Origin of the sequence: Paenibacillus sp. FSL R7-0204, assembly GCF_038002225.1 — a bacterium.
Lineage (GTDB): Bacteria > Bacillota > Bacilli > Paenibacillales > Paenibacillaceae > Paenibacillus_AQ.
On the sequence record NZ_JBBOCA010000001.1, the window covers coordinates 1,710,770 to 1,725,797 of the forward strand.

Sequence of the window (15,028 nt, forward strand, 5' to 3'; positions counted from 1 at the left end):
GATTTTAACAAAAAGCAAAAAGAAGCGGAGGGGAAATTTGGAACTGGAGGAGCGATAGGGACCGCCTTTGTGTTTGGATTTCTACCACGAGGAGTGGTTGCAATTAGGAAATCCAAAATACAACAGCGGCCGGAAGTCCAAATGTTCACCGCAGTGACGATCAAGCTTTGAGTTCTAATCTAAGTGCGTTTTAAATATGCGGATGCATAAGCTGGGCTGTCCTCCATGTGGAGTGCGGCGCAGCTTTTTTTGGAATACAACGGCTGATGATACACGGGGCTGGCAGGGCGGCGGGGAGAATAGACTCTACTTTGACGGAGGATTTTGTTACAATTTGAGCAGGCTGTAAATAGGCAGAGCGTATGGAGAAGGGAAGGCATCACTTTGAAGAAAACGATTTTTTTCGATATTGACGGTACGATCTATGATGAAGACAAGAATATTCCGGCTTCCACCAGAGAAGCGATAGCGGAGCTGAAGAGACGCGGGCACCATGTAGCAATTGCTACCGGAAGAGCGGATTATATGTTCGAGGGGCTGCGCGAGGAACTGGGGATTGACTCGTATGTCTCGCTGAACGGGCAGTATGTGGTCTATGAAGGGAAGCCGGTGTACAAGAACCCGATTGCGACCAGTGTGCTGGAAGAGCTGACCTTGTTCGCGGAGAAGCTGGATCACCCTGTTGCGTATACAGATACGGCGGGCATGAGAGTGAATGTGGCCGATCATGAGTACATCAATACGAGCGTCGGTTCGCTGAAGCTGGTATTTCCGACGCATGATGCGGGATATTTCCTGAAGAATGATATCTACCAGGCGATGATCTTCTGTCCGCAGGAGAGTCAAGTGGTCTACGCCGAGCGGTACCCGGAGCTGAATTTCATCCGCTGGCACCCGCTGTGTATGGATGTGCTGCCCGGCAACGGCTCCAAAGCGAACGGGATCGCGGAGATGCTGAAGGTGATCGGGGTGGAGAAGGAAGAGGTTTATGCTTTTGGTGATGGGCTGAATGATGTGGAGATGCTGGGGTATGTAGGGTATGGCATTGCCATGGGCAACGGCGAGAAGGAAGCGAAGGCGGCCGCCTCCTTCATTACGAAGTCTGTCCGTGAGGACGGCATCTTTGAAGGCCTGAAGATGGTCGGACTGCTGTAGGCAGGAGAGCTCGGTTGCTACGGTCTCACTTCATTGAACCCTTGAGGGGGATATTCTTACTCCCGGATTTAGCATGGTGCTTTACTGGACGAGTATTCGATTGCAGTTTATGCAATGGAATACTCTTTTTTTTGCATTGCAATCAAATATGATCAACGGGGCAATGAAAGCTATTTATCCGGCAATAGTATATGTTTTTGGTGGACGGGTGGTGAGCGGGTATGAGAACAAATTCCGGCGTGACGGGGTGAATTGAGCTTGTCCATCCTGTACAATTAACCACTTTTCCATAAAATAATTATTTGCCTACAGGATGAATGTCCATGCCCTTTCTGGGTGAACGGAGTAGGATACATAGAGTCTATAGGAGGTGTCGAATATGGGGCGTACGGAACATAAGAAGAAAAAGCGGAGCTGCACAGAGGAGCTTACGGGATGCCCTTTGCCGAGAGCGAAACGTCCCGTGAGAAAACGGAAGGACAACAATTGCAGCTGCAAGAAAAATATTATCGTCAAAAAGCAAATTGTCCGCGTCAATATTCCATTAGGTGCTTTGGGTGCAGCCGGAGCCGCAGGAGCCTTGAATGCGGCTGGAGCTGTAGAAGCACTGGGAACAGCTGGAGCAGCCGGAGCCGCAGGAGCGCTGGGAGCTGCAGGAGCAGCGGGTGCGCTCGGAGCCGCAGGAGCGGCTGGTGCGCTCGGGGCGGTTGGAGCAGCGGGTGCACTTGGAGCCGCAGGAGCGGCTGGTGCGCTCGGAGCAGCCGGAGCAGGCGGGGCAGCTGGTGCCCGTGGAGCAGCCGGGGCTGCCGGGCTTCTGGGTGCAGCGGGAGCCGCCGGAGCATTGGGTGCAGCCGGAGCTCAGGGTGCACTCGGAGCAGCCGGAGCAGCCGGTGCGTTAGGTGCAGCGGGAGCAGCTGGGATAGCCGGAGCGCTGGGAGGGATTGGCCCGGCAGGGCCAGCGGGCGCACCAGGACCCGCAGGACCTGCGGGAGCAGTAGGACCTGTGGGAGCAGTAGGCCCTGCAGGACCCGCAGGAGCGGGCGGAGCGGCAGGCCCTGTAGGCCCGGCAGGTCCCGCCGGAGCAGCCGGAGCAGCCGGACCCGCCGGGGCCACAGGCGCTACAGGTGTAGCAGGGCCAGCTGGGGCCACAGGCGGTACAGGTGCAGCAGGGCCCGCTGGAGCCACAGGGGCCACAGGAGTTGCCGGTCCAGCGGGTGCAACCGGGGCCACAGGAGCGGCTGGAGGAATCGCCCAGTTCGCTTATGTATATAACCTCGGAGCACAGGTAGTGCCGATTGAGGCAGATGTGTCTTTTGATACGAATGGGCTGATTACCCCGGGAATTACACATGCCCCTGGGACAACTACAATTTCGGTTGCCAATGCCGGAAGCTATGAGGTTAATTTCTCGGTATCCGGTGTAGAGCCCAGCCAGTTCGCCCTATTCGTGAATGGGGCACAGGTTCCGGGAACGGTCTATGGATCGGGCGCAGGCACTCAGCAGAACACCGGGCAGGCGATCATCGCTTTATCCTCAGGTGATGTGCTGACGCTCCGGAATCACAGCTCGTCTGCCGCCGTCACACTGCAGACGCTGGCTGGCGGCACACAAGCCAATGTCAATGCTTCGATTGTAATTAAGCAGCTGGCCTAGTAATATAAGCAGACCATATTGCTGGATAGAGAGCGGGTGTATATCAAGGGCGGGGTACCGGAGCAGGTATCCCGTATTTTTGTGCAACAACAATCCAAAAGGTGGGAAATGCCTTAGTATAGGCGGCTGTTTATCGTTTGAAGGCTGAGGAGCAGGTATACACTTTTTAGATAAATTGTTATTCAGTTCAGCCAGTGTGGTTAAGATATATTATTATATCTAGCACCACAGGAATCGAGAGAAGCGGAGGTATCTGAAGTGAACCCTAAATGGTGGAAAGAGAGTGTTGTCTACCAGATCTATCCGATTAGCTTCATGGACAGTAACGGTGACGGCATTGGAGATCTGCGCGGGATCTTATCGAAGCTTGATTACTTGCAGGACCTCGGGGTGGATGTGATCTGGGTCTGCCCGATTTATAAATCCCCGAACCATGACAATGGCTATGATATCAGCGACTACTGCGATATTATGAAGGAATTCGGCACGATGGGTGACTTCGACCTGCTGCTGCGCGAGATGCATTCCCGCGGCATGAAGCTGATGATGGACCTGGTGCTGAACCATACCTCGCATGAGCATCCGTGGTTCGTGGAATCCAGAAGCTCGAAGAACAATCCCAAGCGGGACTATTATATCTGGCGCAAAGGTAAAAACGGCGGTCCGCCGAACAACTGGGAATCCTACTTCAGCGGCTCGGTCTGGGAGCTGGACCCCCGGACGGATGAATATTATCTGCACTTGTACTCCAGGTTCCAGCCCGATCTCAACTGGGAGAATCCGGCGGTCATCGATAAGCTGCATGAGATGGTGCAGTGGTGGCTGAAAAAGGGAGTGGACGGCTTCCGCTTCGATGCCATTGCCCATATTGTGAAGGCGGAGGGCTACCCGGACGCCCTGAATCCCGGCGGTACTCCGACGGTCCGCGCCTATGACATGTTCTCGAACCTGAATCATGTGCATACCCTGCTGCAGAATCTGCACGATCAGGTGCTCTATTACTACGACATCATGACGGTAGGGGAGACCTCGGGACTTGGGCCGGAGCAGGCGCTGGATTATGTCGGTGACGGACGCCGTGAGCTGAATATGACCTTTCAGTTCGAGCATATGAATCTGGATGCGGCTTCGCCGGGTAGCGGGAAATGGGATGTCGTGCCCTGGAAGCTGACGGACCTGAAGACCATCATCAGCGATTGGCAGACCGTCCTGCATAACCGGGGCTGGAACGCCAACTATCTGTGCAACCATGATCAGCCGCGCTCGGTCTCGCGGTTCGGCGATGACCTGTACTACCGGGTTCCGTCGGCCAAGATGCTCGCCACCTTCATTCATATGCTTGAAGGCACGCCGTATATCTATCAGGGTGAGGAGATTGGTATGACCAATGTAGCCTTCGAGTCGATCGATGATTACCGGGATGTGGAGACCTTGAACTATTATGAGGAAAAGCGCAACGCCGGTGTTCCGGAAGCCGACATCATGGCTGCTATTCATACCAAAAGCCGCGACAACGCCCGTACTCCGATGCAATGGGATGATGGCGAGGAAGGCGGGTTCACCACAGGTACGCCCTGGATCAGGGTCAACTCGAACTCCCGGGAGATTAACGCGGCCAGCAGTGTCAGGGACCCGGACTCCATTTACAACTATTATAAGAAGCTGATCCAGCTCCGCAAAAAACATCAGGTCATCGTCTATGGTGAATACGGACTCTTGCTGGAGGAGCATCCCGAAATCTATGCTTATACCCGGACGCTGGAGGACGAGCGCCTGCTCGTGATCCTGAATTTCTTCGGACATGAGCCGGTATTCGAGCTGCCGGAGGAATTCCAGCCGGCCGCAAAGCTGGAGCTGCTGATTTCCAATTATGAGTCTGCCAAAGAGGAGAATCTCCAGCAGTTGAAGCTTCGCCCTTATGAAGCGCGCGTGTATCTGCAGCGGTTGGATAAGGGCTCTGCTTAAGCGAAGTGAAGCGATAACTCAGGATCCCATAACTTACTTCATAACCAAACGTATAGATGTGCAGCAGCCCCGGCGGTACCGGGGCTGCTGTTTGTGCTTGTTCAGGAAATACGCCGCGAGGTCATACGTTTTTAACCCGCACTGTGATCCTATTTCTTTAATTATAAATAAATGATTATGTGTTGCAGGTCTGTGACTTCGCTGGGCTTCTACAGTAAAAGGCGGTACAATAGGCGTTATTAGAGACAGGGATAAGCCCGTGCGGTGAAGCGGGGTGTGGAGGGAGCTAGGAGAGAGATGAGTGAGTGGTATGAGAAATGTTTTGGCGAGGACTATCTGATTGTATACAGACACAGGGATTTCAGCGGTGCGCGTCATGAGGTGGAGAGCATGATCCAGTGGCTTGGCCTGCCCCGGGGCGCGAAGGTGCTGGACCTCTGCTGCGGCATGGGCCGCCATTCACTGGCTCTGTCGCAGGCTGGCTATGAGGTGACGGGCGTGGATCTGTCGAAGGTGCTGCTGCGTGAGGCGCGTGCGCAGGCTGGGGCGGAGCAGGTAACCTGGCTGCAATCGGATATGCGGGAGCTTCCGCTTGCGGGCGGCTTCGATGCTGTGGTCAATTTGTTCACTTCCTTCGGGTATTTTGAAGAGGATGAGGAGCAGATTAAGGTGCTTCAAGAGATTTGCCGGATGCTGAAGCCGGGGGGCCGGTTCATCATTGATTTCCTGAACCCGGCTTACGTCATCCGCCATCTGGTGCCCCATTCGGTCCGGGAGGACGGAGATGTGCGGATTGACGAGACCCGCCGGATCGAGGAAGGGTATGTGAAAAAGGATATCCTGCTGACCTCGAAGGCTGCGAGCGCTCCGGCCCGCAAGTGCCAGGAACGGGTGAAGCTCTACACACTGGAGGATTTCCGCAGAATGCTTGACGCTGCCGGGCTGCAGCTGGATACCGTTCATGGCGGCTACGATGAAGAGGAATATGACGCTGAATCCTCGGCCCGCATGATCTTTATGGGAGGTAGACCTTAGAGATGGCATCAGGGAGAGGGCTTAGAGGAGGCGAAGGAAGGTTGAACAAGGAGAGCATTCAAGCTTGGGACGGCGGAGTTCTTCAGGTATCGGTGCCGATGGGGCTACCGCTGCGCCAGGTTAACAGCTATCTGCTGCCGGACAAGGACGGCAGGGTTACGGTCATAGATCCAGGCCCGCATACACCGGCTGCCGAGCTTGCCTGGCAGGAGGTGCTCGAGGCGCTGAGCCTTACCTGGACGCAGGTGCGGGATATCGTGGTGACCCACCATCATCCCGACCACTACGGGCTGGCAGGCTGGATGCAGTCCCGCAGCGGAGCGCGGGTATGGATGAGCGAGCGGGCGCATGCCGAGGCCGGTCTGGCCTGGGGGGGCGAGGCGATTCTGAATGAGGCGCTGCCGCTCTTTTTCCGGCGGCATGGCATGCCGGAGGAGTGGCTTGCGGGTATCCGGGAGCATCTGGATAGCTTCCTGCCTGAGGTGACCCCGCAGCCGGAGGTCACCTATATCCATGCCGCGGAGCCGTTTGTGATGGGCAGCCGGAAATGGCAGCCCATGATCACAGGCGGGCATGCGCCGGGGCATGTATCGTTCTACCATGGCGGCAGCGGGCAGATCCTCTGCGGCGATGCTGTGCTGCCGCAGATTTCGCCCAATGTCGGCCTGCAGCCGGGCAGCGATCCGCAGCCGCTGCTGACGTTCCTGGAGGGGCTGCGGGAGTTGCGCAGCCTGCGGGTTACGCTGGCGTTCCCGGGCCACCGGGAACCGTTCCCGGGGTTCACGGCGCGGGCGGACAGCCTGCTCCGGCATCATGAGGAGCGGCTGGATACAACAGCCGCGCTGCTCGCAGGCGGACCGCAGAGCGGGTTCGCGGTCTGCGAGGGGCTGTTCCGCAGCCGGGTCGCGACAGCGCACCAGATGCGGTTCGCCATGAGCGAGGCGCTGGCTCACCTGGCCGAGCTGGTGCGCCGGGGGCGGGCGGCCGAGACGGAGGCCGGGCCCGGCGGCGGCCTGTTTTTCACGGCTGTTGAGTAGGCCGGCGCGCGAGGAAGCGGTGCCGACTGCTGGCAGCAGATTACAAGATACTGTAATTTGCTGCCGCTAACCCGCAGTTCATGACATGTAGTAGCACATCATACATAGCTCATCACACGCAACTCAAGACACGTAGCCCATAACACGCCCTCACAGCTCAAAACACGTAGCCCATAACACGCCCTCACAGCTCAAAACACGTAGCCCATAACTCGCTGTAATGCCCCACTGCACACAACCCGCTGACCGAAAACCGCTCATTAGCCTGTTGCTACCCTCACACTATTCTGGAAACCTCGACTACTGGAATACCTGAAAGAAATAACTAATCTGTAATCAACAATACATCCAGCCCGGTTGCAGGCGGGTGATGTGTGATATTCAAAGGGAAAAATCCCATTGAGCAATCTGAATGAAGAGCACAAGCGTCTCTCAATTCTGCACACCTGTTGATTTTTTCACAACTGTTAAATATAATGAACCCAACTAAGAGCTGAGGGGAAGGAGATGTAAGAGGGATGGTGGTGGACAGGCGGATCAGGAAGACGCGTGATGCTATTTTTAAGGCGTTTCTTAGTCTGATGGAAGAGAAGAGCTTTGAGCAGATTACGGTCCATGAGATTGCGGAGCGGGCTAATGTCAGCAGAGGGACTATCTATCTGCATTTTGTGGACAAATATGATCTGCTGGATCAGTGTGTGGAGAAGGAAATGACGGAGCTGCGCGACCGCTGTATGGGCGTCCAGGAGAATCTGGATTTCACCTCCTCCGGTCCCCTGCTGCGTACGGCTGAATATGTGGAGCAGCATGCTACCGTCTTCATTACACTGATTAATAACAGCGGCATTCCTGCCTTCAGAAGCCGTCTGCATGCCATGCTGATGGAGGGACTGGCGGAGCAGATCGATATGGATGGTGTGAACCGGGGGATGAACAAGGAGATGCTGCTGCATTTTATGGCCTCGGCTGCTGTGGGAGTCATGGAATGGTGGATTACACACTCGCTGCCGATTTCGGCCAAAAAGCTGATGGAGGATATCAGTATCCTCCTCGAACGCAATCAGATGGGACCGCAGCCGCTGGACGCTCTGCCCAGACAATGAGCTGCCGGTGTCTTCCAGCGGCCTGCGGTTATCCCCATTCCTAAGAATCAGGCTGGATCACCTTCATTTTGGACGGGTTGTTGATTTTGTATTTGACCGGATGCTGGGAGAGCTTCTTGGCTACAATCTTCGCTTCAAAAGAAACGGGGTCCCCCTCCTTCAGCTCCAGCTTCTTCAGCGTGGCACTGTGGCTTGACCAGACTTCGTCAATGGCCAGCTCATGCCCTTCTATCACTACATTTTCATAGATAATCACTTCATCATCGTTATCCGAAAAGTGGTTGGGAACAGTCGTGAATTCTTTGACAGCCGCTGTAACCTTGAGCTTGTCTTCCGGCAGCTGCAGGGCGGGCTTCTTTTTGGAGGCTGGCTTACGCGGCTTCTCTGCAGGAGCCGCTGTCTCCGCAGCACTCATGCCCCCTGCAGCACTCCCACTCACTGAACGCTCCGCAGTATCGCCCCCTGCAGCACCAGCACTCCGCGCGCCTTCCGCAGCATCAGCACTTCCCGCACCCTCCGCATCAACCTCAACCGGCTGGTTCTCCAGCAACTCGGCCTCTGTGGCAGCTTCTGACGGGTCCTCGGACCGTGCATCCGCAGCTGCTTGCGCGCGCTGTCCGAAGCTTACGGTCTGCATTTCTTTGAGGTAGGCCGGGTGGATACAATGCTGCTGCTTATTCTCGAACTGGACCACCACCGTCTGATTATCCACAAACCCTATAATTTCACAAGGCAGGGTCAGGCCCTGCCGCTTGTACAGATAAGTCTTGACCCGGGTGGCTGAACCGGGCAGAAGATTCCATTCCTTACACCGCTCAATCCGCTCATCCTCACTATCGAAATCCTGGACAGCCAGCGGCTCCACTACGAACGAATAGGTCATGCACACTTCGCACCTTTCCTTTTATAAATAATAGCTCCCGTCTTATTCCGGCAACGTCTCCTCCAGCCGGCTGCGCCGTGCAGCCTCTTCCGCGTCCTCCGGGGCATGGGGCAGGCCCAGCTCCTCCTCGCGTTCCGCCTGCTTGCGGTGGGCGATCCGGCTACTGGCCGCTGCGGCTACTGCACCGACGATATCATCCAGATAGGTATGGATCTGGCCGGTGGTTTTGTCATTCAGCCTCTCCAGTACACCCGGCTTGAGCTTGTCCACATAACCATAGTTAGTGAAGCCGATACTGCCATATACATTAACGATCGAGAAGGCGAGTATCTCGTCTACCCCGTACAATCCTTCATCATTCTCAATCATATCCTGGAGCGGTGAGAACAGCTTGCCCTCCTCCGCCAGTACATCGAGCTGAATGCCGGTTAGCACCGCATTCTGCACCTCACGCTTGCTGAGTACCATCTCAACGTTATGAATACATTCCTCCATGGTCAGGCCCGGATAGTATTTCTTCTGCAGCATCATGACAAGCTCGGCAATCTCCTCCAGGGTGACTCCTCGCTTGTGCAGCCAGTACCGGGTCGCTTCGGCAACGGCTTTGCTGTTGAGGCTGTAAGGAATTTTGGCATCAGTCATAGGAAGTCCTCCATTCGTGAGTCGGGTGTGATTTGGGTATGTACTAAATTGTACGCAAGCGGCAGACCGATGTCCAGAAACGTCCGGAATAGAACATCTGTAATTTAGGATAAGCTGTTGTTATTTTTTGGACACGGGGCTCGTATACATAGCAGTACAAACTGATCTTAGCGCTAGAAAGGGGTAATGAAGATTGATGAAACCTGTGAAACACCTCCGCGGGGCGTCTGCGGCTTGCCTGCTGGCCGTTCCGCTTGTGCTCTCCGGCTGCAGTCTGTTCGGTTCAGAATCCGCTGCTGTGGACCCGCCTCCCGCCGCCGTAGAAGCGCAAATGCTGCAAGTGAGCGGGGAAGATACGCTGGATACCGGTGTATTCGGACCGGCCTCCCTGGATGAGACGGATCTGTCCGCCGGGATGAAGGATACCGGAGCACCCGCTGTAGCCGGTGAGCGGACTACTGTGTATCTGGAGGATCAGAACGGTCTGCTGGCTCCGGTGGCTCTGTCTTTTCCGAAAAGCGAGGATACGGTCATGCTGAAGAATTCCCTCACGGCACTGGTCAGCAAGGGGGCTTACGCCTCTGCACTGCCTAAGGGCTTCCAGGGCGTACTGCCCGCAGGGACGAAAGTGAACAGTGTATCTGTCGGCCAGGATCATGTTGCAATTGTTGAATTCAACTCGGCGTTTAACGACTACGATCCTGCGGATGAACGCAAGATCCTAGAGGCGCTGACCTGGACGCTGACCGGGCAGGATGACATCAAGGGAGTACAGCTCTGGGTTGATGGCAAAGAGCTGACTGAAATGCCGCTGCAAGGCACACCGCTGGACCGCCCGCTGGCCCGTACGATGGGCATTAACCTGCCGAAGCATAACGCACTGATGATGAATTCCAGCGCAGTCACGGTCTATTTCGCAGCAGCTTCACCGGATGGGGGCCACCAGTATTATGTTCCGGTTACCCGCTTTGTACCCGCTGGCGGGGATACGGTGAAGGCGGCTCTGAGCGAGCTGATTGCCGGACCGCAGTCCGAGAACGGTCTGGAGATGGTCATGACGCAGGGAACGGCAGTTGATTCTGTAAAAGCAGGGCAGAACGGAGTGGTCACCGTATCGCTGACCGATGATATGTTCGATGGCAGCACAAGCATTCCCGAGGAGATGCTGGAGTCGGTTGTGCTGACGGTGGCCCAGAATACAGATGATTCGCTGGTGCAGATCCGCCTGAACGGCAAGGATACCGTTACGGGCACCAATAACGTCGATTACGGACAGCCGGTCTCCGCGCCGGAATATGTGAACGAGCTGCCGCTTTAGAGCGGGTCCTCCCGGCTTAAAAAGATGCTTTTGTGCCTACTCTTTGATAGAATAAAGTATTGTTCATCCGAATAACGGGTCAGGAGCAGCGGTGCCGTTCTCTTCCATAGGGGGCGGCCCCCGTTTCTGCGTATAAGATACGGATGAATGTATACCCAAACTTTGCGCTATACGATGCAGGAGGCAGAAAAGATGAGATCAAACGGACGCAACGAAGATCAGCTCCGGCCAATAACGATAACGACCCAGACCAACAAATATGCAGAAGGCTCCGTCATCATTGAGATGGGAGATACCAAGGTCATCTGTACGGCAACCGTGGATGAGAAGGTCCCGCCGTTTCTGAAGGGACAAGGCAAGGGCTGGGTAACCGCCGAATATTCGATGCTTCCCCGCGCGACCCAGACCCGCAACCAGCGTGAAGCCGCGCGCGGCAAGCTGACCGGGCGGACCATGGAAATCCAGCGCCTGATCGGACGGGCCCTGCGTTCGGTGGTGAATTTGCAGGCGCTCGGCGAACGCAGTATTACGCTGGACTGCGATGTAATTCAGGCAGACGGGGGAACGCGGACGGCTTCGATCACGGGTGCTTTTGTAGCGATGGCCTTTGCCATGAACAAGCTTGCCCTCCAGAATAAGCTGACGGTCTTCCCGATTACAGACTACCTGGCAGCCATTAGTGTGGGTGTCGTTGGCGACAAGACGCTGCTCGACCTGAATTATGAAGAGGATTCCAAGGCGAAGGTGGATATGAATGTGGTCATGACGGGCAGCGGCGCTTTCGTTGAGGTTCAGGGCACGGGCGAAGAGCGCCCGTTCACCCGCCAGGAGCTGGACCAGCTGCTGGGTCTCGGAGAGAAGGGGATCTATGAGCTGATCGCTGTGCAAAAAGAAGTCCTCGGCGCCATCGCGCTCAAAATCCCTGTCGGCCAGCCCGGTCAAGAGGTGTAGGATGAAGTCCGGCAGCGGAATTCTGATTGTCGCGACGAAGAACAAAGGCAAGGTGCGGGAGTTCCAGCATGCCTTTGCTCCCTTGGGACTTACGGTCAAAAGCATGTATGACTACCCGGATCTGCCGGATGTGGTCGAGGACGGGGCCACTTTTGCCGAGAATGCCTTCAAGAAATCCCGCGCTGTAGGGGACGCTCTTGGACTGCCGGTGCTGGCAGACGATTCCGGTCTCTGTGTAGAGGCGCTGGACGGAAGCCCCGGCGTATACTCGGCCCGTTATGCCGGCGAGGCGGCGGATGATGAGGCGAATAACCTGAAGCTGATGAGCGAGCTGGAGCGGCTGAAGCAGGGTGAGGATACCGGACAGCCGCTGCTGAGTCCTGCCCGGTTCGTCTGTGCCCTGTCGCTCTATGATCCGGCGGACGGCCGGGAATGGACGGCTGAGGGTACGGTCGAAGGCTGGATTACCTCGGAGCCTGCGGGTGCCGGCGGTTTCGGTTATGACCCGCTGTTCTATCTCCCGGAATACGAGAAGACGATGGCTGAGCTGACGCTTGAGGAGAAGCAGTCGATCAGCCACCGCGGGACGGCGCTGCGGCGTCTGACCGAGAAGCTTGCTGCTGCGCAGAGCGGCGGTAAATAGAAGAGTTGGAATCTTGGAAGCAGCCCGTAAGCAGAATATGCTCGGGGCTGCTTCTGTTTTTTTTAGATAATAATCCCCCCTGATTATGGAAATTTATCCCTAGCATATCCTCCGGCTTTGTATGAGAATAAGAGTTGACTTCACCCCTTCGCAGATCCTGCATCCTTCCGCAAATCGCCGCAATCCACCCACCCTGCCCTGTACCAAACAACAACGTAGGCCGTAGCGGAGCGAGTGATCCGTATGCTGCTGAACTGCGCTTTTTTTGAAAATATAAGAATGTATATGTTTCACGCTAATCATTATCCTTCTATTTCTCGCTGAAACGGTACCGTCCTTTAAAAGGACGGCGAAGCCGTTTCCACTTGGCTGTATTTCCCTAGTCTACCAGTCACACTGCCAGGAATTTAATAGTTTTACAGGGTGAAGGTCAAGGCCAATCGGGTCCGGGAGGTGAACGCTGAGCTTTCTCATTCGCAGCAAGGGAAGAACGGTCACTTAATATCCTTGATGGCAGAGGCGCATGGATGTCCATGAAGCAGGCTTACAGGTTACGCATTGAACCGGGGAGGTAATCACGAAATGGCCTTTATCAAAAGCAAATCCTTTGTGCTTGGCTTGGCGGCAGTCCTTTTCCTTACTCTTTTTTCGGCTTTTGGTGCAAATAGCAGAACTGTTCAGGCAGCAGGTGACTACAAGATTGTCGGCTACTATGCTTCATGGGCCGCCTACGGGCGGGCTTATAATGTAACGGATATCGATCCCGGCAAAATGAATGTCATCAACTATGCCTTTGCCGACATCTGCTGGAACGGAATACACGGCAATCCCGACCCGACCGGGCCGAATCCGGTCACCTGGTCCTGCCAGAACGAGCAGGGGCAGGCGATCAGCGTGCCCAATGGCACCGTAGTGCTGGGCGATCCCTGGATCGATGCCCAGAAAAGCTTTGGCGATGACAAATGGGATGACCCGATCAAAGGGAATCTGAAGCAGCTCTGGAAGCTGAAGGAGAAGAATCCGAATCTGAAGACGATGATCTCTGTCGGGGGCTGGACCTGGTCCAACCGCTTCTCGGATGTAGCTGCCACAGCGGCAACCCGTGAGGTGTTCGCGAGCTCCTCCGTGGATTTCATCCGCAAATACAAGATGGACGGTGTCGATTTGGACTGGGAGTACCCGGTCAGCGGCGGGCTTGCGGGCAATAGCTACCGCCCTGAGGATAAGCAGAACTACATCCTGCTGCTCCAAAAGATCCGGGAAAAGCTGAATGCAGCCGGGGCTGCCGACGGCAAAACGTATCTCCTGACCATTGCCTCGGGTGCAGGTCCCACTTACATCCAGAATAACAATCTCAGCGGAATCGCTTCTGTGGTGGACTGGATCAACATTATGACCTATGACTTCAACGGCAGCTGGAATCCCACTACCGGTCACAATGCGCCGCTGTATTATGATCCGGCAGCCGCTTCATCAGGGTTGACTGAGCCGGCAAACTATAACATCGACAAGGCGGTGACCAGCTATCTGAGTGCAGGCGTACCGGCTAATAAGCTGGTGCTCGGCATGCCGTTCTACGGCCGTGGCTGGGGAGGTGCCCCTGCTGCGGGCAACGGGCAATATCAGGTGTCTGCCGGGATCTCCCAGACCGGAACCTGGGAGAAGGGCAACTACGATTTCAGTGATCTGGAAGCCAATTATATCAATAAGAACGGGTACACCCGCTACTGGAACAACACCTCCAAGGTCCCTTATCTCTACAACCCGTCCAACCAGACCTTCATCAGCTATGATGATACCGAATCCATCGGGTACAAGGCCAGCTATCTCAAGAGCAAAGGCCTCGCCGGGGCCATGTTCTGGGAGACCAGCGGAGACCGCAACAAGACGCTGCAGACCAAGCTCAGTTCAGAGCTGGGCGGCGGGGTGGTGACACCAACAGCTACGCCGGTGCCGACCGCGACGGTACAGCCATCGGCCACGCCAACAGCAACAGTCGCACCGACAGCAACGGTGAAGCCATCCGCCACGCCGACCGCGACAGTGAAGCCGTCAGCAACACCTACGGCAACAGTGGCACCGACGGCCACACCAGGTCAATGCACGGCTGCCGCGTGGAGTTCCACCGCTGTCTACACACAGGGTCAGCAAGTCTCCTATGGCGGGCTGATCTATCAGGCCCAGTGGTGGACGCAGGGAGACCGGCCGGATCTCAGCGGTGCCTTCGGGGTGTGGCGGGTGACCGGTACCTGCGGTAACGCTACTCCGCAGCCGACAGCTACGCCACTCCCGACAGTAAGCCCTTCGGCTACGCCGACAGTAGCGCCAACGTCTACGCCGGCAGTGACACCAGCGCCTTCAGCTACCCCAGGCGCTGCTGCCTGGAAAGCAGGCACTGCTTATAGTGTCGGCAGTATCGTAACTTACAGCGGGCAATCCTACACCTGCTTGCAGGCGCATACCTCACTAGCCGGCTGGGAGCCGAATGTCACTCCTGCGCTCTGGAAGCTGAACTAAAGGCGGAGCGGACAGCGCCCTTCAGGAGGAGGACTAGGAAGAAGCTGACTATAGGGTGATACAGCGATAACGTTCATCCGTAGGAATCCAGCGATAGGGCATGAGTATGCCTAAGTATAGAAGAA

12 protein-coding genes are annotated in these 15,028 nt (G+C 55.9%); 10 read left to right on the top strand and 2 right to left on the bottom strand.

Going from position 1 to position 15,028, the window contains the following annotated elements:
* Nucleotides 1-384 precede the first annotated feature (384 nt).
* The 6 genes from MKX42_RS07700 to MKX42_RS07725 all read left to right on the top strand — a co-directional run bounded on the left by MKX42_RS07700 (nucleotide 385) and on the right by MKX42_RS07725 (nucleotide 7,949).
* A complete protein-coding gene (locus tag MKX42_RS07700; RefSeq protein ID WP_340751990.1) occupies nucleotides 385-1,155 on the top strand; it encodes a Cof-type HAD-IIB family hydrolase in 771 nt (256 codons plus the stop codon).
* A gap of 379 nt (nucleotides 1,156-1,534) precedes the next feature.
* On the top strand, nucleotides 1,535-2,809 hold the full coding sequence (locus MKX42_RS07705; protein ID WP_340751991.1) for a BclA C-terminal domain-containing protein: 1,275 nt from the start codon (nucleotides 1,535-1,537) through the stop codon (nucleotides 2,807-2,809).
* Nucleotides 2,810-3,067: 258 nt separating this feature from the next.
* Nucleotides 3,068-4,774, top strand: a complete 1,707-nt coding sequence (locus MKX42_RS07710) for a glycoside hydrolase family 13 protein (protein ID WP_340751992.1) — start codon at nucleotides 3,068-3,070, stop codon at nucleotides 4,772-4,774.
* 297 nt (nucleotides 4,775-5,071) lie between these two features.
* Complete coding sequence (locus MKX42_RS07715) at nucleotides 5,072-5,809, top strand: class I SAM-dependent methyltransferase (protein ID WP_340751993.1); 738 nt, start codon at nucleotides 5,072-5,074, stop codon at nucleotides 5,807-5,809.
* 41 nt (nucleotides 5,810-5,850) lie between these two features.
* Nucleotides 5,851-6,846: an MBL fold metallo-hydrolase gene (locus MKX42_RS07720; protein ID WP_340751994.1), complete on the top strand. Its 996-nt coding sequence runs from the start codon at nucleotides 5,851-5,853 to the stop codon at nucleotides 6,844-6,846.
* A gap of 518 nt (nucleotides 6,847-7,364) precedes the next feature.
* The gene (locus MKX42_RS07725) at nucleotides 7,365-7,949 is read left to right on the top strand and encodes a TetR/AcrR family transcriptional regulator (RefSeq protein WP_340751995.1); all 585 of its coding nucleotides are present in this window, start codon (nucleotides 7,365-7,367) and stop codon (nucleotides 7,947-7,949) included.
* A 40-nt stretch (nucleotides 7,950-7,989) separates the two neighbouring features.
* Here MKX42_RS07725 and MKX42_RS07730 read toward each other — a convergent pair whose 3' ends face one another.
* Together MKX42_RS07730 and MKX42_RS07735 are read right to left on the bottom strand one after the other, a co-directional pair.
* On the bottom strand, nucleotides 7,990-8,832 hold the full coding sequence (locus MKX42_RS07730; protein WP_340751996.1) for a hypothetical protein: 843 nt from the start codon (nucleotides 8,830-8,832) through the stop codon (nucleotides 7,990-7,992).
* 42 nt (nucleotides 8,833-8,874) lie between these two features.
* On the bottom strand, nucleotides 8,875-9,474 hold the full coding sequence (locus MKX42_RS07735) for a phosphatidylglycerophosphatase A family protein (RefSeq protein ID WP_339250719.1): 600 nt from the start codon (nucleotides 9,472-9,474) through the stop codon (nucleotides 8,875-8,877).
* Between the two features lie 196 nt (nucleotides 9,475-9,670).
* Between MKX42_RS07735 and MKX42_RS07740 the strand changes: the two genes are divergently transcribed.
* The 4 genes from MKX42_RS07740 to MKX42_RS07755 all read left to right on the top strand — a co-directional run bounded on the left by MKX42_RS07740 (nucleotide 9,671) and on the right by MKX42_RS07755 (nucleotide 14,903).
* Nucleotides 9,671-10,792 carry a GerMN domain-containing protein gene (locus MKX42_RS07740; RefSeq protein ID WP_340751997.1) on the top strand — a complete coding sequence of 374 codons (1,122 nt, stop codon included), beginning with the start codon at nucleotides 9,671-9,673 and terminating at the stop codon, nucleotides 10,790-10,792.
* 192 nt (nucleotides 10,793-10,984) lie between these two features.
* Complete coding sequence (gene rph / locus MKX42_RS07745; protein ID WP_340751998.1) at nucleotides 10,985-11,743, top strand: ribonuclease PH; 759 nt, start codon at nucleotides 10,985-10,987, stop codon at nucleotides 11,741-11,743.
* A gap of 1 nt (nucleotide 11,744) precedes the next feature.
* Nucleotides 11,745-12,386 carry an XTP/dITP diphosphatase gene (locus MKX42_RS07750; RefSeq protein ID WP_036726063.1) on the top strand — a complete coding sequence of 214 codons (642 nt, stop codon included), beginning with the start codon at nucleotides 11,745-11,747 and terminating at the stop codon, nucleotides 12,384-12,386.
* A 582-nt stretch (nucleotides 12,387-12,968) separates the two neighbouring features.
* Entirely contained in the window at nucleotides 12,969-14,903 is a 1,935-nt protein-coding gene (locus tag MKX42_RS07755) for a glycosyl hydrolase family 18 protein (protein WP_340751999.1), read from the top strand.
* Nucleotides 14,904-15,028 lie beyond the last annotated feature (125 nt).